Consider the following 18,821-nt stretch of genomic DNA (forward strand, 5'->3'; position numbering starts at 1 on the left):
TCCTAAGTGGTGTGGCGGCGGGCTCGCAGGGCGAGGCTCAGGGCCAGGACCGTCTGGGGGTCGTCGAGGTCCGTGCCGAGGAGTTCGGAGATGCGCGCCAGGCGGTTGTAGAGGGTCTGGCGGTTCAGGTGCAGCTCGCGGGCTGTTTCCGCTTTGCGGCCCGCGTGAGCCAGATATGTCTGAAGGGTGGGCAGGAGCGGCGGGCGGGACGTGCGGTCGTGGTCGCGGAGGGGGCCGATCGCCCGGTCGACGAAGGCCGCCAGGTCCGGGTGCTCGCGCAAACGCCACAGAAGCAGGTCGATGTCGAGGCGGCGGGCGTCGTACCAGGGGCGGTCGGACAGGCCCTGAGCCGCTGTGGCTGTTTCCGCGGCGTGGCGCAGGCCTGCCGATGCCGCTGTCCAGCTGCCGGCTACGCCCACGACTACTACGGGAGGATGGGCGCCCGCGCGTTCCAGGCCGGCCCGTTCCACCCCGGCGCGCAGGGCGGCTGCCACGCGGTCCGCGACCGCCGTACGTTCTGATTCGGAGCGCAGGCCCAGGAGGAGGGGTACGCGGCCTTCCACGGGGCGTACGCCGAGAAGGACCGGCACGCCGACCGCCGAGAGTTCCTCCAGGACGGCCCGCGCCAGCACCGCCCAGTTGCCCGCCGGCGCCAGCTCGGCCGCGAGCCGCATGACGACGGGGAGCAGCGGGCCCTCGCCCGGCTTGAAGCCGAGGACTCTGGCCTGCGCGGGGGCGTCCTCGGCCGCGATGCGGCCCTCGGCGAGGTCGGTGAGGAAGTCGCCGCGGCCGCGCGCCGCAAGCTCTTCCTCCTGGCGGGCCTGCATCAGGACCACCGCGAGGATTCCGGCCGCCCGCTCGGCCGCGATCCGGTGGACGGGCAGGAGTGGTGACGAGACCGCGAGCAGGGCGATCCTGGCCCGTACCGCGCCCGCGCCGTGGCCGCCGCCCGGTACGTCCACGATCACGCCGTTCGCGGGCGGCCCCTCCTCGCGGGCCTCGCGCTGGCCGCGCAGGCCCTCCCACACCTGGAGGGGATCGGCGCAGGCCTCGCCCGACTCGGGTGCGGCCGCGTAGAGGAGCTGTCCGTCCGCCGTCTCCAGGAAGACCGGGTTGGCGGTGAAGTCCGCGAGGATGCCGAGGACCTGGGGAATCCCGCCGCCGCCGAGCAGCGCCTCCGTACAGCGCCGGTGGACCTCCTCGGCGCGCCGCAGGAGTGTGTAGTGGCCGTTGACGATCTCGGTGTGGACCTCTTCGGTCACCGATACGAACGGCACCTCGCGGTGCAGCTGGACGAGCGGCAGCCCGGCCGCCCGCGCGGTCTCCACGATCGTCGAAGGGAGGCGGCTGAAGCGCGGGCCGAGTTCGACGACCAGGGCGGCGATCCCCCGGTCCGCGAGGCGGCGTACGAAAGCACGCTGTTCGGCGGGGCGCGTACCGAGGCCGAGGCCGGTCGTCAGGAGCAGTTCGCCGCCCTTGAGCAGCGAGGCGATGTTGGGCACCTCGCCCGCGTGCACCCAGCGGACCGTGCGGTTCAGCCGGTCCGCGCAGGCGACGACCTCGGGAAGTCCGCTGCGGAGCCCCGGCAGCTCCAGTGCCCGCTGCACGGTGATACCGCCTTGCGTTTCCACTGCGATGTACCTCGTGACGTCGATCCCGCTGTGCCCCAGGAAGGCACCGCATCCGGTGGACGCTACCCGGGTGTCTGTTCCAGGAACATCACCCTGCGGTTACGAGACACATCGCGTGGTCCCGTGGGCCGACAACTCGTCGCCCCCGGACAGCTTTTGAGTGACCGCGTGTCGATTGTGGTCTGCGTCACTCCGGCCAAGACTGTCGCCCCCGTACATAGAGAGAGGGCGCGGCATGTCTGACAAACCCGCACGTGAAGTCCAGCGGCTCAAGGCGAATTCCGTCGGACTGGTCGGTGTGGTCTTCATGGCGGTCGCCACCGCGGCGCCAATCACCGCGATGACCGGAAATCTCCCCATCGCCGTGGGCTTCGGCAATGGGACGGGTGCTCCCGCCGGTTATCTCTTCGCCACGCTCGTCCTGACCGTCTTCTCGGTCGGATACGTCGCCATGGCGAAGCGCATCACCGCCGCCGGCGCCTTCTACGGCTACATCTCGCACGGCCTGGGCCGCATCGCGGGCATGGCGTCCGGGATGCTGGCCGTTCTCGCGTACATCGTCTTCGAGGCCTCGATCGTCGGTATCTTCGCCTACTTCGGCCAGACGACCGTCGCCGACCAGCTCGGTGTCGACATTCCGTGGATCGTGTACGCCGCCGGGATGCTCGCCGTGACCGGTGTCCTCGCGTACTTCGACATCAACATCACCGCCAAGGCCCTCGGCATCATGCTCGTCGCCGAGATCGCCGTCCTCTTCGCCGTCGCCACGGCCGTGCTGCTCGCCGGCGGCGGTCCGGACGGCATCCCTGTGGAGCCCATCAACCCCGTGAACGCCTTCACGGGCACGTCGGCGGGGCTCGGTCTCTTCTTCGCCTTCTGGTCGTGGGTCGGCTTCGAGTCGACGGCGATGTACGGCGAGGAGTCCCGCGACCCGAAGCGCGTCATCCCGCGCGCGACCCTGATCTCGGTGGTCGGGGTGGGGCTCTTCTACATCTACGTCTCCTGGATGACGATCGCGGGCAACGGCCTCGAAGGGTCGGTCAAGGTCTCGTCGTCGGCCTCCCCGCTCGATCTCTTCTTCGATCCGACGGAGGCCTTCATCGGGGCGTGGGCCGTCGACGCCTTCCAGTGGCTGCTGCTCACCGGTTCGTTCGCCTGCGGCATGGCGTTCCACCAGTGCGCGTCGCGTTATCTGTACGCGATCGGCCGCGAAGGCTTCCTGCACCCGGCTCTTGGGCGTACGCACCGTTCGCACGGGTCGCCGTACATCGCGTCGTACGTCCAGTCCGGCATCGCCACCCTGCTGGTGGCCGCGTTCTGGCTCGCCGGTGAGGACCCGTACATCCACCTGTACACGCTGCTCGCGATCCTCGGCACGATGGCGATCCTCATCGTCCAGACGCTCTGTTCGTTCGCGGTGATCGGCTACTTCCGCAAGAACCACCCGGAGGACCGGCACTGGTTCAAGACCTTCACCGCCCCGCTGCTCGGCGGCATCGGCATGATCGCCGTCGTCGTACTGCTCGTGATCAACATGGAGACCGCGGCCGGACTCGCCGCCGACTCCCTCTTCTTCAAGCTGATCCCGTGGATCGTCGGCCTGGTCTTCTTCGGCGGCCTCGGACTCGGTCTCTATCTCAAGGCCAAGCAGCCCGACCGTTACGCGATCATCGGCCGGATCGTCCTCGAGGACGCGGCCGAGCGCACCGACGACAGCGAAACCAGCCAGCCAGCCGCGACCGTCTGAGGAGCTCTCCCATGTCCCGTACGCCCGTCATGCACGCACTTCGACAACTTGCCGCTGAGCACGCCGCCGCCCGCAGGCTCCGCATGCCCGCCACTGAGGTCCGCGGCTCCAGCCGCCGTGAACTGCTCAGGCGGGCCGCCGCTCTTGGCCTCGGTACGGTCCTGGCCGGGCCGGCGGTCACCGCCGCCCAGGCCGCGCCGGTCCGGGCGGCCGTACAGGGCGCGGGGGCGCCCAGAATCGCCGTGGTCGGCGCGGGCATAGCCGGCCTCACCGCGGCCCTGACGCTCAAGGACGCGGGCCTTGGCTGCACGCTGTACGAGGCCAACCCCGACCGGGTAGGCGGCCGGATGTGGACCCAGCGGGACCACTGGGCGTACGGGCAGACCTCCGAGATCGGCGGGGAGCTGATCGACACCAGTCACAAGAAGATCCTCGCACTGTGCCGCCGCTTCAACCTGCCGACGGAGGACTTTCTGGGTGGGGGGCCGACCGGCGCCGAGGAGGTGCTCTGGTTCAACGGGGCGTACTACCCGCGCGAGCACGCCGACGAGGACTTCAAGGCCGTCTTCCAGGCCCTCCACCGCGACCTCCAGGAAGCGGGCGAGGTGAAGTGGAACCAGACCACCCCGACCGGCACGGCTCTCGACAACATGTCGATCCATGAGTGGATCGACTCGCGCGTGCCGGGCGGGCATGCCTCGCCGCTCGGCCGCTTCATCGACGTGGCCTACAACGTCGAATACGGCGCCGAGACGAGCGAACAGTCGGCCCTCGCGCTGGTCCTGCTGATGGGCTACCAGCCCAATCCGGGCCACTTCAGCGTCTGGGGCCTGTCCAACGAGCGCTACCACATCACCGGCGGCAACGATCAGCTCCCGCGCGCCATCGCGCAATCGCTGCCGGCGGGCACCATCCAGATGGGCAAACAGCTCACGGCGGTAAGGGCCAACGCCAATGGCACCCAGACCCTTACATTCACCGACGCGGGAACGACCACCACCGTCACCGCGGACCACACCGTCCTGTGCGTACCGCTGCCCGTCCTTCAGCGCCTCGATCTGTCGGGCGCCGGCTTCGACCCGCTCATGACGAACCTGGTGCGCGATGCCCGCATGGGCAACTGCACCAAGCTCAACATGCAGTTCTCGTCGCGTCCGTGGCGCGGCGAGGGCGCCTGGCCCGGGGTGTCGGCGGGCGACTGCTTCACCGACATCGACGTACAGCAGACCTGGGACACCACCAAGATCCAGCCCGGGACCGGCGGCATCCTCATCCAGTACGGCAGCGGGCAGCTCGCCAAGGCGCTCACCCCGGGCACGCCCTTCGCCACCGAATCGGATCCGTACGTACGGGACCTCGCGGCGCGCCGTTCCCGTGAAGTGGACGCGTTCTTCCCGGGAACGTCGAAAACGTGGACCGGGAAAGCCCAGTTGTCAGCCTGGCACCGCAACCCGTACGCCCTGGGTGCGTACTCCTACTGGCCCATCGGCTATCTGCACCGGTACGCCGGCTACGAAGGCACCGCACAGGGGAACGTTCACATCGGCGGCGAGCACTGCAGTTACGACTTCCAGGGCTTCATGGAGGGGGGCGCGACCGAAGGGGAACGCGCCGCCCGTCAGGTGATCGGCAAGCTGGCCTAGGCCGGCCGGGTCAGCCGCCGTACGCACCACTCGCCGTCAGCCGCAGTGCCGTGTCGATCAGCGGCACGTGGCTGAAGGCCTGCGGGAAGTTACCGACCTGGCGCTGCAGCCTGGAGTCCCACTCCTCGGCGAGCAGCCCCAGGTCGTTCCGCAGCCCCAGCAGCTTCTCGAAGAGCTTTCGCGCCTCGTCGACCCGCCCGATCATCGCCAGGTCGTCGGCGAGCCAGAACGAGCACGCCAGGAACGCGCCCTCGTCGCCCGCCAGGCCGTCCAGGCCCTCGTCGTCACCAGCGGTCGGGTAGCGCAGTACGAAACCGTCCTCCGTGGACAGCTCGCGCTGGATCGCCTCGATCGTGCCGATGACGCGCTTGTCGTCGGGCGGCAGGAAACCCATCTGCGGAATGAGCAGCAGGGAGGCGTCCAGCTCCTTCGACCCGTACGACTGCGTGAAGGTGTTGCGCTCCGGGTCGTAACCCTTCTCGCACACATCGCGGTGGATCTCGTCGCGCAGCTCGCGCCACTTCTCGACCGGGCCGTCCGCGTCGCCCATCTCGATCAGCTTGATGGTCCGGTCGACGGCGACCCAGGCCATCACCTTGGAGTGCACGAAGTGGCGGCGCGGTCCGCGCACCTCCCAGATGCCCTCGTCCTTCTCGTTCCAGTGGTCCTCCAGGTAGCGGATCAGCTTCAGCTGGAGCAGCGAGGCGTAGTCGTTGCGCGTCAGCCCCGTCATATGGGCCAGGTGCAGCGCCTCCGTGACCTCGCCGTAGACGTCCAGCTGCAGCTGGTGCGCCGCGCCGTTGCCGACCCGTACAGGCGTCGAATTCTCGTAACCGGGGAGCCAGTCCAGCTCCGCCTCGCCCAGCTCACGCTCGCCCGCGATCCCGTACATGATCTGCAGGTTCTCCGGATCGCCCGCGACCGCGCGCAGCAGCCACTCACGCCACGCCCGTGCCTCTTCGCGGTAGCCGGTGCGCAGGAGTGAAGACAGCGTGATCGCCGCGTCTCGCAGCCAGGTATAGCGGTAGTCCCAGTTGCGTACGCCGCCGATCTCCTCCGGCAGCGACGTCGTCGGCGCGGCGACGATGCCGCCGGTCGGGGCGTACGTCAGCGCCTTGAGGGTGATCAGCGAGCGGATCACGGCCTCGCGGTAGGGCCCGTGGTATGTGCACTGCTCGACCCAGTCGCTCCAGAATTCGGCGGTTGCCTCCAGCGCGGCCTCGGGCTCCGGCAGCGGCGGAGCCGCCTTGTGCGAGGGCTGCCAGCTGATCGTGAAGGCGATCCACTCCCCGGGCGCGACGGTGAAGTCGGAGTACGTCGTGAGGTCCTTGCCGTGCGTCTCGACCTCGGTGTCGAGCCAGACGGAGTCGGGCCCGGCGACCGCGACCGTGCGTGTGTCCACCTTGTGGACCCAGGGCACCACACGTCCGTAACTGAAACGCATCCGCAGCGCGGAGCGCATGCGCACGCGGCCGCTGACCCCTTCGACGATCCGGATCAGCTGGGGCGCCCCGTCGCGCGGCGGCATGAAATCGGTCACCCTGACAGTGCCGCGTGGGGTGTCCCACTCCGATTCGAGGATCAGAGAGTCGCCGCGGTAACGGCGGCGGGCAGCCGCCGGTGGTCCGGCGTCGGCCGCGTGCGCGGGGCCGATCCGCCAGAATCCGTGTTCCTCGGTGCCGAGCAGTCCGGCAAAAACGGCGTGTGAGTCGAAGCGGGGAAGGCACAGCCAGTCGACCGTGCCGTCCCTGCAGACCAGTGCCGCGGTCTGCATGTCTCCGATAAGTGCGTAGTCCTCGATGCGCCCGGCCACGTTGCAATCTCCAGTCGAACGGCCACGTCCGCCCCATTGGGGCACTTGCGGTCAGGGGATTTTCGACGAGCTCTTGGTCCCGGGAGCGGGCGGTGATGGTGCCTTCGCCGGCCGGCTCGCAGCGATGTATCCGAGCAGGATACGTCGCAGCCAAGTGCTCTGCGCGACGGTACCGGCAACACGAGTGTGCCGAACGGGTGAGCCAGGGGTGAGTTGTGGGTGAGGTTTGTGTGAGCCACAGGTGGCGCAGGTGGCGGACGATGCTGCTCGCGAGCCCGAGACGCGGCGCGCGGCCGGAAGCAGCCTCGTCCCGTCGCTGATACCCTGGTACCCCGTGGACCGGTGGCCAGTCTGTGACGATCAGGCGCCCCGAAACCGCAGCGACGGCGCCACCCGGACTCCGGGCGGCAGCCGGTACGCACCTCACTACGCGACCACGGGAGCCCCCTCTTGGCGATGCCGCCCAAATCCATGACGACCAAGCACATCTTCGTCACCGGGGGTGTCGCCTCCTCCCTCGGTAAGGGCCTGACGGCCTCCAGTCTGGGTGCGCTGCTCAAGGCGCGGGGCCTGCGGGTCACGATGCAGAAGCTCGACCCGTACCTGAACGTCGACCCCGGCACGATGAACCCCTTCCAGCACGGCGAGGTGTTCGTCACCAACGACGGCGCCGAGACCGACCTGGACATCGGCCACTACGAGCGCTTCCTCGACGTCGACCTCGACGGCTCGGCCAACGTCACCACCGGCCAGGTCTACTCCACGGTCATCGCCAAGGAGCGGCGCGGCGAGTACCTCGGCGACACCGTCCAGGTCATCCCGCACATCACCAACGAGATCAAGCACCGTATCCGGCGCATGGCGACGGATGACGTGGATGTGGTGATCACGGAGGTCGGCGGCACGGTCGGCGACATCGAGTCGCTGCCGTTCCTCGAGACCGTCCGCCAGGTCCGCCACGAGGTCGGCCGCGACAACGTCTTCGTCGTCCACATCTCGCTGCTGCCCTACATCGGCCCGTCCGGTGAGCTGAAGACCAAGCCGACCCAGCACTCGGTCTCGGCGCTGCGCAGCATCGGTATCCAGCCGGACGCCATCGTGCTGCGCGCCGACCGCGAGGTGCCGCTGTCCATCAAGCGCAAGATCTCGCTGATGTGCGACGTCGACGAGGGCGCGGTGGTCGCCGCGATCGACGCCAAGTCGATCTACGACATCCCGAAGGTGCTGCACACCGAGGGCCTGGACGCGTACGTCGTCCGCAAGCTGGACCTGCCGTTCCGCGATGTGAACTGGACCCAGTGGGAGGATCTGCTGGACCGCGTCCACAACCCCGACCACGAGGTCACCGTCGCGCTCGTCGGCAAGTACATCGACCTGCCCGACGCGTACCTGTCGGTGACCGAGGCGATGCGCGCCGGCGGCTTCGCCAACAAGGCCCGCGTCAAGGTCAAGTGGGTCACCTCCGACGACTGCAAGACGCAGACGGGCGCCCAGAAGCAGCTCGGTGACGTCGACGCGATCGTCATCCCGGGCGGCTTCGGCGAGCGCGGCGTCAACGGCAAGGTCGGCGCCATCCAGTACGCCCGCGAGAACAAGATCCCGCTGCTGGGCCTGTGCCTCGGCCTGCAGTGCATCGTCGTCGAGGCCGCGCGCAACCTCGCCGGCATCGAGGACGCCAACTCCACAGAATTCGACGCGGCGACCTCCCACCCGGTGATCTCCACCATGGAGGAGCAGCTCGCGTACGTCGAAGGCGCCGGCGACCTGGGCGGCACGATGCGCCTCGGCCTGTACCCGGCGAAACTCGCCGAGGGCTCGATCGTCCGTGAGGTCTACGGCGACCAGCCGTACGTCGACGAGCGCCACCGCCACCGCTACGAGGTGAACAACGCCTACCGCGCGGAGCTGGAGAAGAAGGCCGGTCTGGTCTTCTCCGGCACGTCCCCGGACAACAAGCTCGTCGAGTACGTCGAGTACCCGCGCGAAGTGCACCCCTACCTGGTCGCCACCCAGGCGCACCCGGAGCTGCGGTCGCGTCCGACCCGGCCGCACCCGCTCTTCGCGGGCCTGGTGAAGGCGGCTGTGCAGCGCAAGACGGGCAAGTGACGCGCTAGCGATACGCGATACGGTTGACCGGGGTACGGGCCTGATCAGGGCACGTGCCCCGGTTTTCTTTGTACGAGGGAGGACGGCTTTCATGACCATCAAGGACGCGCCCGAGGAATGGCAGGTCACCGCGACCGCGGTTCCCTTCACGGGCAACAAGACGAGTGTCCGTACGGACGACGTGGTCATGCCCAATGGCAGCGTGGTACGTCGCGACTACCAGGTGCACCCCGGTTCCGTGGCGGTCCTGGCCCTCGACGAGAACGACCGTGTCCTGGTCATCCGCCAGTACCGGCACCCCGTGCGCCAGAAGCTGTGGGAGATCCCGGCCGGGCTGCTCGACGTACCCGGTGAGAATCCGCTGAGTGCGGCTCAGCGGGAGCTGTACGAAGAGGCGCACGTCAAGGCGGAGGAGTGGCACGTACTGGCCGATGTCTACCCGACGCCGGGGGGCTGTGACGAAGCCGTACGGATCTTCTTCGCGCGTGACTTGTCGGCGGTCGAGGGGGAGCGCTTCGAGGTCGAGGAGGAGGAGGCGGACATGGAGCACGCGCGGGTTCCTCTTCCGGAGCTCGTGCGGGGCGTGCTCGCCGGGGAGCTGCACAACACGTGCCTGGCGGTGGGCGTTCTCGCGCTGACGGCTGCGCTCGCGGGCGACGGCATTGAGGCGCTGCGCCCGGCCGACGCACCGTGGCCGGCCCGCCCGTTCGACGCCTAGGTCCTCCCTCCTGCGGAGCCCAGCCCCCAGCCCCCAGCCAAGACGCCCTGCGGGCGTGTCCTCAAACGCCGGACGGGCTGCTTTTTGCCACGCGAGGCTGGATGTTGCCGCTTGCGGCAATCCCAGCCCCTCCGGCGTTTGAGGAGCGGGGTCTGGGACGGAGCCCCAGCAGCGGACACGTCCGTAGGGCGTAGGGGGATGAAAAACTGCTGATCCGATCGGGGGACGACCCCGCCGCGCTCCGCACGGTTCGTAGCAGAGCGTGAACTACGCTCGAAGCTCCCGACCGCAGTCGCGGGCGGGCTTGTGCGCAGGCGGACGGGAGCGTGGCCCGTGACGGATCAGGCGGTGGACACCAGCGGCACGGCGGCGGGTTCCGCGGCAGGGCGGACAACGGGCGAGTTCTTCGGCAGAGCGCGCGAGTTGAAGGAGTTGCGGGACGACATCGAGCGGGCCGGACTCGACACCCTGGCCGGCCGCAAGACGCCCCGGGCCCGCGTGCTGCTGATCGCCGGACGCCCGGGTTCCGGCCGCACCGCCCTCGCCGCGGAACTCGCCGCGCACCTGGCCGACGACTACCCCGACGGCACGCTCCGTGCCCGGCTTACCGACCCGGGCGGCGAACGCGTACCCACTGAGCGCACCGCCCGAGTGCTGCTCGACGACCTCGGGGTCCCGGTCCCGCCAGGAGCCGGCGACGACGAGCTGTCCGAGCTGGTCCGCGAGGCACTCGGCGTACGCCGCATGTTGCTGGTCCTCGATGACGCAGCCGACGCCGAGCAGGTCGACCTGCTGCTCCCCGACAACCCGGACTGCCTGGTGGTGGCCACCGCCCGCGGCCCGCTCACCGGCATCCCCGGCGTCCGGCCCTGCACCATCGGCGGCCTGGACACCGGATCCGCCGTCGAACTGCTCGCCCGCTCCACGGGCGCGGTCAGGATCACCGTCGACCCGACGGCAGCCGAGTCACTTGCCGAGGAGTGCGGGGGACAGCCCGCCGCGCTGACTCTCATCGGCGGCTGGCTCGCCGCCAGCCCCAAGGCGTCGGTCGCCGATGTGACGAAGCGGCTGCACGACATGCCCGTCGACCCCGGGCAGCCCACCGGCGGCAGGCCGCTGGCCCGCACGTTCCGGTTCGTGTACGAGTCGCTGCCGCAGCCCACGGCACGGATGCTGCGGCTGCTCGCCCTCGCGCCCGCCGGTGTCGTGGACGCGCACACCGCGTCCGCGCTGGCCGGTTGCTCGGTTTCCGGGGCCGAGAAGGCACTGGACGATTTCGCCGCGCTCGGCCTGCTGCGAAGGGCGGGTGATCGGCAGTACGAGGTGCCCGGCTGCCTCGCGCCCATGATGAAGGCGCTGATGGCGGACCGGGACCGGCCCGCCGAGGTGCAGCTGGCCCGGGCCAGGATGCTGGAGCGGACCGTACGGCTGCTCCAGTCCTGCCGGGCGATCACCGAGCCCGACGGCTCCGCGGCCCGGAAAAACCTGGCGGGACTGCCTCGCGCCCTGCGCTTCCCGAACGTCCCGGCCGCCGCCGAATGGCTGCGGATCCGGCAGCCCGCGCTCCTCGCCTCGGCCCGGATGGCGGTCGAGGACGGTGAGCTCGACACCCTGGCGAGGCGGCTGGTGGCCGCGCTGGTACGGGCGCTGGCGGCGCACCGGGGCACCGAAGCGGCGGCTCCCGAGCTGTACGGGCTGCACCGGCTCGTACTCGACGTGGCCGAGAGGTGCGGTCTGCACCGCGAGAAGGCCGCCGCGCTGCTGAATCTCGCGGATCTGGACGCGCGGACCGGGCGTACGGAGGAGGCGCTGACGCGCTACCGGGCCGCGCTGGAAGCCGGCCGGGCAGCTGGTGACCCGTACGCGACGGGCCGCGCGATGGAATCCGTAGGCGGCACATATCAGGAACTGGGTGACTGGCAGCGTGCCTCGGACTGGTACGGACGGGCGCTGGAACAGCGGCTGACGCGGGGCGAACGGGCGGACGCGGCGCGGCTGTACGGGCGTCTCGGGGCCGTACACACCTATGCCGGGCGGTACGGCGAGGCGCTGCGCAACTGGCGGGCTTCGGCGGCGGGCTACCGCCGGGTCGGTGATCTGCCGGGCCACGCACGGGCGTTGAGCGAAGTGGCGAGGGTGCAGGAGTACGCGGGCCGGCCCGAGGAATCGCTGCGCACCTGTCACGAGGCCGTGGAACGGGCGCGGCAGGCCGGGGACGTACGGCTGCACGCGGCGCTGGAGTTGCGGCTCGCGGACACGCTCGACCGGCTGGGCGACCCGGCGGCTGCCCGCCTGCACAGGAACGCTGCGGAAAGGCTGCTTGGAGATGGGGGTTCTGCCTACGAAATCCGTAGTAGTTCGCCGAGAGATTGATGCTTTGTAAGGCTAGACAGCGGGAAATCCTTCATTAGACTGGCTCTGCCGCGTCATACCGCGGTGTTCCCCGGGTGTGCCCCGCGTACCTGGGTATGTATGGCATTAACCCATTTATTCCCCTGAGCCAAGGACCGTGATCCACGTGAAGGTCGGCATCCCCCGCGAGGTCAAGAACAACGAGTTCCGGGTGGCCATCACCCCCGCCGGAGTGCACGAGCTGGTGCGCCACGGCCACCAGGTATTCGTCGAGCAGAACGCCGGCGTCGGATCTTCCATCACGGACGGTGAGTACGTCGCCGCCGGTGCTCAGATCCTGGCCACCGCCGATGAGGTCTGGGCCACCGCCGACCTGCTGCTGAAGGTCAAGGAGCCCATTGCCGAGGAGTACCACCGCCTCCGCAAGGACCAGACGCTCTTCACCTACCTGCACCTCGCCGCTTCCCGCGAGTGCACGGACGCCCTGCTGGAGTCCGGCACCACGGCGATCGCATACGAGACGGTGGAGACCGCGAACCGCGCGCTGCCGCTGCTCGCCCCCATGTCCGAGGTCGCGGGCCGGCTGGCCCCGCAGGTCGGCGCGTACCACCTGATGCGCTCGGTCGGCGGCCGCGGTGTGCTGCCGGGCGGCGTCCCGGGCACGGCGGCCGGCGAGGCTGTCGTCATCGGTGGCGGCGTCTCCGGCTGGAGCGCCACGCAGATCGCCGTCGGCATGGGCTTCCACGTGACCCTGCTCGACCGCGACATCAACAAGCTGCGCGAAGCCGACAAGGTCTTCGGCACCAAGGTCAAGACGATCGTCTCTAACGCCTTCGAGCTGGAGAAGGCCGTCGTCGAGGCCGACCTCGTCATCGGCGCGGTTCTGATCCCCGGCGCCAAGGCCCCGAAGCTCGTCACCAACGAGCTCGTCGCCAAGATGAAGCCCGGAAGTGTCCTTGTCGACATTGCGATCGACCAGGGCGGCTGCTTCGAGGACTCGCACGCGACGACGCACGCCGAGCCGACGTTCAACGTCCACAACTCGGTCTTCTACTGCGTCGCCAACATGCCGGGCGCCGTTCCGAACACCTCGACGTACGCGCTGACGAACGCCACGCTGCCGTACATCGTGGAGCTCGCGAACCGCGGCTGGGTCGAGGCGCTGCGCCGCGACGCGGCCCTCGCCAAGGGCCTCAACACCCATGACGGCCAGGTCGTTTACCGCGAGGTGGCCGAGGCTCACGAGCTGCCGCACGTCGAACTGGGTACCCTCCTCGGCTGACGCGTCAACGAAAGTCGTCAACCTCACGCATCCGGCCGGACCTTGTCGAACAAGGTCCGGCCGGATGTGTATCCGACCACTTGCGCGGACTCGTTCAACTCGCCGCGAACGTAACCCTTTAACCGTTTCGCGCCCCTGCGAAACGCGCGGTCCGTGCCCCGGTTTGCCGCCCGCGCACCCTTGACACAGGGGTGTTCCATTGCCGACACATCGGGCCGCGTCCGGCCGATTGTGTTGCTGCGGACCGGTGACACGCCATAGAGTCGCCAACCGTCGGCATGGTGCCACGCTGACCTATCGATAAGTTTCCTGGTCACGTCCAAGGAGGTAAGACGACTTGTGAATGAGTCGACATTTACTCCCGGAGGTGGTCAACCAGGTACGCCTGCACGGGGTCAGGGCCCATCGGGGCTCCAGGCTGTCGGCTCCGTCGCTGTCCGCACCTTCGCCACCCATCAGCACATGACGACAGCCCACCAGAGCATGGACGGCCTACACGTGAACGCCATGGCCGGCGACCAGAGTGGGGACAAGTCCACCACCCGCTTCGCCGACTTCGACGAGGTGCCCGAGGGGCACTTCTACGATCCCGATGCCGAGTACGAGCCCGACCCCGAGTACGCGGCCACCCTCGCCCCCGACGCTGCCCGCCAGCGCCGCGAGCGGATCGGCCCGACCGGACGGCCGCTGCCGTACTTCCCGATCCCGGGCCCGCTGACCGATCACGGCCCCGCGAAGATCATCGCCATGTGCAACCAGAAGGGCGGCGTCGGCAAGACGACGTCGACCATCAATCTGGGTGCGGCTCTCGCGGAGTACGGACGACGGGTCCTGCTCGTCGACTTCGACCCGCAGGGAGCCCTGTCGGTCGGTCTCGGCGTGAACCCGATGGAACTCGACCTGACGGTCTACAACCTGCTCATGGAGCGGGGCATGTCGGCCGACGAGGTCCTGCTGAAGACCGCGGTCCCCAACATGGACCTGCTGCCGAGCAATATCGACTTGTCGGCGGCAGAAGTGCAGTTGGTCAGCGAGGTCGCGCGCGAGTCGACACTTCAGCGGGCGCTCAAGCCGCTGATGGCCGACTACGACTACATCGTGATCGACTGTCAGCCTTCGCTGGGGCTTCTTACGGTGAACGCCCTGACGGCGGCTCACAAGGTGATCGTGCCGCTGGAGTGCGAGTTCTTCGCGCTGCGCGGTGTGGCCCTGCTGACCGAGACGATCGAGAAGGTCCAGGAGCGGCTCAACCCCGACCTGGAGCTCGACGGCATCCTCGCCACGATGTACGACTCCCGTACGGTGCACAGCCGCGAGGTGCTGGCGAGGGTCGTCGAGGCCTTCGACGAGCACGTCTACCACACGGTGATCGGACGGACCGTGCGCTTCCCGGAGACCACGGTCGCCGGTGAGCCGATCACGACGTACGCCTCCAACTCGGTCGGTGCGGCCGCTTATCGCCAGCTCGCCAGGGAGGTGCTCGCCCGGTGTCACGCCGAGTGAGTCTGCCGGGGGCCGACGAACTGTTCCGCACGACCGGGGGAATGGCGCTTCAGTCGTCGTCCCCGCGGCGCCCGCCGTCGCCCGCCAACCCCGCCAACGGCGAGGCGCGGGTGCCGGGGCCGGCTGCGGAGAGCGATTCCGGGGCGGCGGAGGGCGAGCAGCAGTCCGAGGGCGCGGCGTCCTCGCCCTCAGCCGGTGCGGGGCCGGAGCATTCGGCGGCCGCCGACGCGGAGGCCGGCGGGCATCGCAGCCGGGCCGTGGAAGGCGACCAGGCGGCCGCTGCGGCCGCCAGAGCGCGCCGTGCGCCGGAGAGTCAGCCGCCCTCCCAGCCGGCCGCCCAGCAGCGTCCTGCGGGCCCGGCGACGGGGGCCCAGCCACGGCGCCGGGGCGGGCGCGGGGCGAACCGTCGTCCCAGCGGCCGCGAACGGCACGACGAGAAGATCACGGTCTACGTCTCGGCCGAGGAACTGATGGACCTCGAGCACGCGCGGCTGGTGCTGCGCGGTGAGCACGGGCTCGCTGTCGACCGGGGCCGGATCGTGCGGGAAGCGGTTGCCGTCGTACTCGCGGACCTGGAGTCGCGGGGCGACGCGAGCATTCTCGTACGGCGCCTGCGCGGGCGCTGACCGGACCGGAGGGTAGCCTGCGCTGCCCCCTGTTCGTCTTTCCGTACCTGGACCCGCGATGCAGCCCACCGACGACTCAGCCGGCCCCGACCGGCCCGCCAGTGCCCCACGCCGTCGCTTGGGGCGCGGGCCGGGGGCGTCCCGCGCGGCCGGGCCGCGGCTGTCCGGTGGGCCGTTCACCGTCCCGGACACGGCTGTTCCCGTTGCGGCGCCGGATGGTGCGTCGGGGCCTCGGGCGGGCGGTTCTTCCCCCACCCCGCCCCTTCCCGAAACCGGGGATAAGCCTCCGGCCCCCCAGGCCGCAGGCCCCTCCGGGACAGCGCCCGTGACCGGCCCGGCGACCGGGGAGGCCGGCTCCTTCGGAGCGGCGCCTGTGACTGGTGCGGCCATCGGGGACGCCGGCTCCTGCGGGGCGGCGCCCGTGACCGGCCCGGCGACGGGGGAGGCCGACTCCTCGGGAGCGGCGGCCGTGACCGACCCGGCCACTGGTGACCCCGGCTCCTCCAGGGCGGCGGCTGTGACCGGCCCGGCGGCCGGGGAGGCCGGCTCCTTCGGGGCGGTGGCCGTGGGCGGCGCCGGGTCTCGTGGTGGGGGCTTTGGTGGACTGCCGAGGGGGGTGGACACGGCCGGGCTTGGTGATGTGGCCGTCGGGGCGGGGGACGGGCGATTCACCGTTCGGCTCGTTAATTTCGAGGGGCCCTTCGACCTGCTGCTTCAGCTCATCTCGAAGCACAAGCTCGACGTCACCGAGGTCGCCCTCTCGAAGGTCACCGACGAGTTCATGGCGCACATCCGCGCCATGGGGGCCGACTGGGATCTTGACCAGACCACCGAGTTCCTCGTGGTGGCCGCCACACTCCTCGATCTCAAGGCCGCGCGGCTGCTGCCCACCGCCGAGGTGGAGGACGAGGGGGACCTCTCGCTGCTGGAGGCGCGGGACCTGCTGTTCGCGCGGCTGCTGCAGTACCGCGCGTACAAGCGGATCGCCGACATCTTCAGCGAGCGGCTGGACGCGGAGGCCCGTCGCTACCCGCGTACGGTCGGCCTTGAGCCGCAGCACGCCGCGCTGCTGCCCGAGGTCGTCATCAGCATCGGCCCCGACGGCTTCGCCAAGCTCGCCGTGAAGGCCATGCAGCCCAGGGCCGAGCCACAGGTGTACGTCGATCACATCCACGCGCCCCTCGTGTCCGTACGGGAACAGGCCGAGGTGGTCGTCGCGCGGCTGCGGGAGGTGGGGCAGGCGTCTTTTCAGGCGCTGACGGAGGATGTCTCGGACACGCTCACCGTGGTCGCACGGTTCCTCGCCCTGCTCGAGCTCTATCGGGAGAAGGTTGTCGTGCTGGACCAGGAGGAGGCCCTGGGGGAGCTCATGGTGCGGTGGACCGGCGGGGAGGCGGCGCAGCCCGTCGTCACGGACGAGTTCGATCAAGTGGTGGAGGAGGAGACGGAGTGAGTGAGTCCCCTGCGGTCGCGGACCTCGGGCTCAAGCCCGCCCTGGAGGCGGTCCTCATGGTCGTCGACGAGCCCGCCACCGAGGAACACCTCTCGAAGGTGCTGGAGCGGCCCCGCAGAGCCGTCGCGGACGCGCTGCGAGAGCTGGCCGACGAATACGCCGCACAGGGGCGCGGATTCGAGCTCAGGCTGGTCGCCGGGGGATGGCGCTTCTACACGCGGCCCCAGTACGCGGCGGCGGTCGAGAGCTTCGTACTGGACGGACAGCAGGCCCGTCTCACCCAGGCTGCCCTGGAGACCCTGGCGGTCGTCGCGTACCGCCAGCCGGTGAGCCGGTCACGGGTCTCGGCCGTACGTGGCGTGAACTGCGACGGCGTGATGCGGACCCTCCTCCAGCGCGGTCTGGTAGGGGAGGCGGGCACGGAACCCGAAACAGGTGCGATCCTGTACAGGACGACGAACTACTTTCTGGAGCGGATGGGCCTGCGTGGCCTGGACGAGCTCCCGGAGCTCGCGCCATTCCTCCCGGAGGCGGACGCGATCGAGGCTGAGACGCTAGAGGGTGTGCCGTCGTTCGATCCGGACGCCCCGGACACCGACGCAGACGACAAGACGGAATTTTGATGCGAAGCAGCAGCGGCAGGAACAGCGGAAGCGGTAACGACCGGAATCAGCGGGGCGCGGGCGCGGGCAAGGGGCGCGAGCGCGACGACAAGAAGCGCACCGAGCGTCCCGACCGCCCCCGTCCGGAAGAGCGCCGTTACGACGTCGGCCGTGACGCCCCTGGCGCCCGCGGCGGCAGTGGTGGTAGTGGCGCGGGCGGCGGCGGTCGTGGCGGCAGTGGTGCTGGACGCGGCGGCAGCGGCGCGGGCGCTGGACGCGGTGGAAGCGGCGCGGGCGCTGGACGTGGCGGCGCGGGCGCGGGCGGCGGGCGCGGTGGCGCGGGCGCGGGACGTGGCGGCAGCAGCTCCGGAGGCACCTCGAGCACCGGCAGCCGTGGCGCGTCCGCGCGCGGTGGCGCCAAGGGCGGCCCCAAGGCCCCGCAGGGCGGCTTCAGGACCCCTGGCCTGCGCCGTGGCCCGCAGAGTGCTCCTTCCCGGCCGCGTGAGCTCGACGCCAAGCTTGAGGAGCGCGTACGTGAGCGGCACAGCAAGCCCCAGGTGACGACGCCCAAGACGTTCCCCGGAGCCGAGCAGGAGGGTGAGCGCCTGCAGAAGGTCCTCGCCCGTGCGGGCATGGGTTCGCGGCGTGCCTGCGAGGAGCTGATCGAGCAGGCCCGGGTCGAGGTCAACGGCGAGATCGTGACCGAGCAGGGCAGGCGCGTCGACGTGCACAAGGACGAGGTCAAGGTCGACGGCCTGACGGTCGCCACCCAGTCGCACCTCTTCTTCGCGCTCAACAAGCCGGCCGGTGTCGTCGCCACCATGGGTGACCCGGACGGCCGCCAGAACCTCAACGACTACGTGAACAACCGTGAGACGCGTCTCTTCCACGTGGGCCGGCTGGACACCGAGACCGAGGGCATCATCCTGCTCACCAACCACGGCGAGCTGGCCCACCGTCTGACGCACCCGAAGTACGGCGTGAAGAAGACCTACCTCGCCGCGATCCAGGGACCGCTTCCGCGTGACCTCGGCAAGCGGCTCAAGGACGGCATCGCGCTGGAGGACGGGTACGCCCGCGCCGACCACTTCCGCGTCGTCGAGAACACCGGAAAGAACTACCTGGTCGAGGTCACCCTCCACGAGGGCCGCAAGCACATCGTGCGCCGCATGCTGGCCGAGGCCGGCTTCCCGGTCGAGCGGCTCGTGCGGACGTCCTTCGGGCCGATCCCGCTGGGTGACCAGAAGTCCGGCTGGCTGCGCCGCCTCACCAACACCGAGGTCGGCATGCTGATGAAGGAAGTCGGCCTGTAACCGACGCCCTTTTGCCCGAAGCCCCGGGCGGT

The 18,821-nt window shown here is 69.9% G+C and carries 13 protein-coding genes; 11 read left to right on the forward strand and 2 right to left on the reverse strand.

The window, feature by feature from the left end; genetic code table 11:
- Window positions 1-2: 2 nt before the first annotated feature.
- Window positions 3-1,631 carry a PucR family transcriptional regulator gene (locus J7E89_RS27445; RefSeq protein ID WP_214977125.1) on the reverse strand — a complete coding sequence of 543 codons (1,629 nt, stop codon included), beginning with the start codon at window positions 1,629-1,631 and terminating at the stop codon, window positions 3-5.
- Window positions 1,632-1,866: 235 nt separating this feature from the next.
- Between J7E89_RS27445 and J7E89_RS27450 the strand changes: the two genes are divergently transcribed.
- Together J7E89_RS27450 and J7E89_RS27455 are read left to right on the forward strand one after the other, a co-directional pair.
- Window positions 1,867-3,378, forward strand: coding sequence for an APC family permease (locus J7E89_RS27450; RefSeq protein WP_214977126.1), 1,512 nt, complete (start codon window positions 1,867-1,869; stop codon window positions 3,376-3,378).
- Between the two features lie 11 nt (window positions 3,379-3,389).
- A complete protein-coding gene (locus tag J7E89_RS27455; RefSeq protein WP_214977127.1) occupies window positions 3,390-5,021 on the forward strand; it encodes an NAD(P)/FAD-dependent oxidoreductase in 1,632 nt (543 codons plus the stop codon).
- 10 nt (window positions 5,022-5,031) lie between these two features.
- On the opposite strand, the gene J7E89_RS27460 is transcribed toward J7E89_RS27455, so the two are convergent.
- Window positions 5,032-6,834 carry a glycoside hydrolase family 15 protein gene (locus J7E89_RS27460; protein ID WP_214977128.1) on the reverse strand — a complete coding sequence of 601 codons (1,803 nt, stop codon included), beginning with the start codon at window positions 6,832-6,834 and terminating at the stop codon, window positions 5,032-5,034.
- Between the two features lie 456 nt (window positions 6,835-7,290).
- On the opposite strand from J7E89_RS27460, the gene J7E89_RS27465 reads away from it, so the two are divergent.
- The 9 genes from J7E89_RS27465 to J7E89_RS27505 all read left to right on the forward strand — a co-directional run bounded on the left by J7E89_RS27465 (window position 7,291) and on the right by J7E89_RS27505 (window position 18,789).
- Window positions 7,291-8,940 (forward strand): CTP synthase, encoded by a 1,650-nt coding sequence (locus J7E89_RS27465; RefSeq protein WP_214977129.1) that lies wholly within the window; start codon window positions 7,291-7,293, stop codon window positions 8,938-8,940.
- 91 nt (window positions 8,941-9,031) lie between these two features.
- Window positions 9,032-9,658, forward strand: a complete 627-nt coding sequence (locus J7E89_RS27470) for an NUDIX domain-containing protein (protein ID WP_214977130.1) — start codon at window positions 9,032-9,034, stop codon at window positions 9,656-9,658.
- A 333-nt stretch (window positions 9,659-9,991) separates the two neighbouring features.
- A complete protein-coding gene (locus J7E89_RS27475; protein WP_214977131.1) occupies window positions 9,992-12,031 on the forward strand; it encodes a tetratricopeptide repeat protein in 2,040 nt (679 codons plus the stop codon).
- Window positions 12,032-12,176: 145 nt separating this feature from the next.
- On the forward strand, window positions 12,177-13,292 hold the full coding sequence (gene ald, locus J7E89_RS27480) for an alanine dehydrogenase (protein ID WP_214977132.1): 1,116 nt from the start codon (window positions 12,177-12,179) through the stop codon (window positions 13,290-13,292).
- Window positions 13,293-13,631: 339 nt separating this feature from the next.
- On the forward strand, window positions 13,632-14,795 hold the full coding sequence (locus J7E89_RS27485; RefSeq protein ID WP_214977133.1) for a ParA family protein: 1,164 nt from the start codon (window positions 13,632-13,634) through the stop codon (window positions 14,793-14,795).
- Complete coding sequence (locus tag J7E89_RS27490) at window positions 14,792-15,421, forward strand: hypothetical protein (protein ID WP_214977229.1); 630 nt, start codon at window positions 14,792-14,794, stop codon at window positions 15,419-15,421. Before J7E89_RS27485 ends, J7E89_RS27490 begins: the two co-directional genes overlap by 4 nt.
- 58 nt (window positions 15,422-15,479) lie before the next feature.
- Entirely contained in the window at window positions 15,480-16,874 is a 1,395-nt protein-coding gene (locus tag J7E89_RS27495; protein WP_214977134.1) for a ScpA family protein, read from the forward strand.
- Window positions 16,871-17,497, forward strand: coding sequence for an SMC-Scp complex subunit ScpB (gene scpB / locus J7E89_RS27500; RefSeq protein ID WP_214977135.1), 627 nt, complete (start codon window positions 16,871-16,873; stop codon window positions 17,495-17,497). The genes J7E89_RS27495 and scpB overlap by 4 nt, the downstream gene beginning before the upstream one ends.
- Window positions 17,497-18,789, forward strand: a complete 1,293-nt coding sequence (locus J7E89_RS27505) for a pseudouridine synthase (protein WP_214977136.1) — start codon at window positions 17,497-17,499, stop codon at window positions 18,787-18,789. Before scpB ends, J7E89_RS27505 begins: the two co-directional genes overlap by 1 nt.
- Window positions 18,790-18,821: the final 32 nt, after the last annotated feature.

The organism is Streptomyces sp. ISL-100 (assembly GCF_018614615.1).
In the GTDB taxonomy this organism is placed as follows: domain Bacteria; phylum Actinomycetota; class Actinomycetes; order Streptomycetales; family Streptomycetaceae; genus Streptomyces.

Bases quoted from the DNA above. Each gene is read 5' to 3' on its own strand.
- J7E89_RS27450 (WP_214977126.1), top strand. From the start codon at position 1,867: ATGTCTGACAAACCCGCACGTGAAGTCCAGCGGCTCAAGGCGAATTCC.
- J7E89_RS27455 (WP_214977127.1), top strand. From the start codon at position 3,390: ATGTCCCGTACGCCCGTCATGCACGCACTTCGACAACTTGCCGCTGAG.
- J7E89_RS27465 (WP_214977129.1), top strand. From the start codon at position 7,291: ATGCCGCCCAAATCCATGACGACCAAGCACATCTTCGTCACCGGGGGT.
- J7E89_RS27470 (WP_214977130.1), top strand. From the start codon at position 9,032: ATGACCATCAAGGACGCGCCCGAGGAATGGCAGGTCACCGCGACCGCG.
- J7E89_RS27495 (WP_214977134.1), top strand. From the start codon at position 15,480: ATGCAGCCCACCGACGACTCAGCCGGCCCCGACCGGCCCGCCAGTGCC.
- J7E89_RS27505 (WP_214977136.1), top strand. From the start codon at position 17,497: ATGCGAAGCAGCAGCGGCAGGAACAGCGGAAGCGGTAACGACCGGAAT.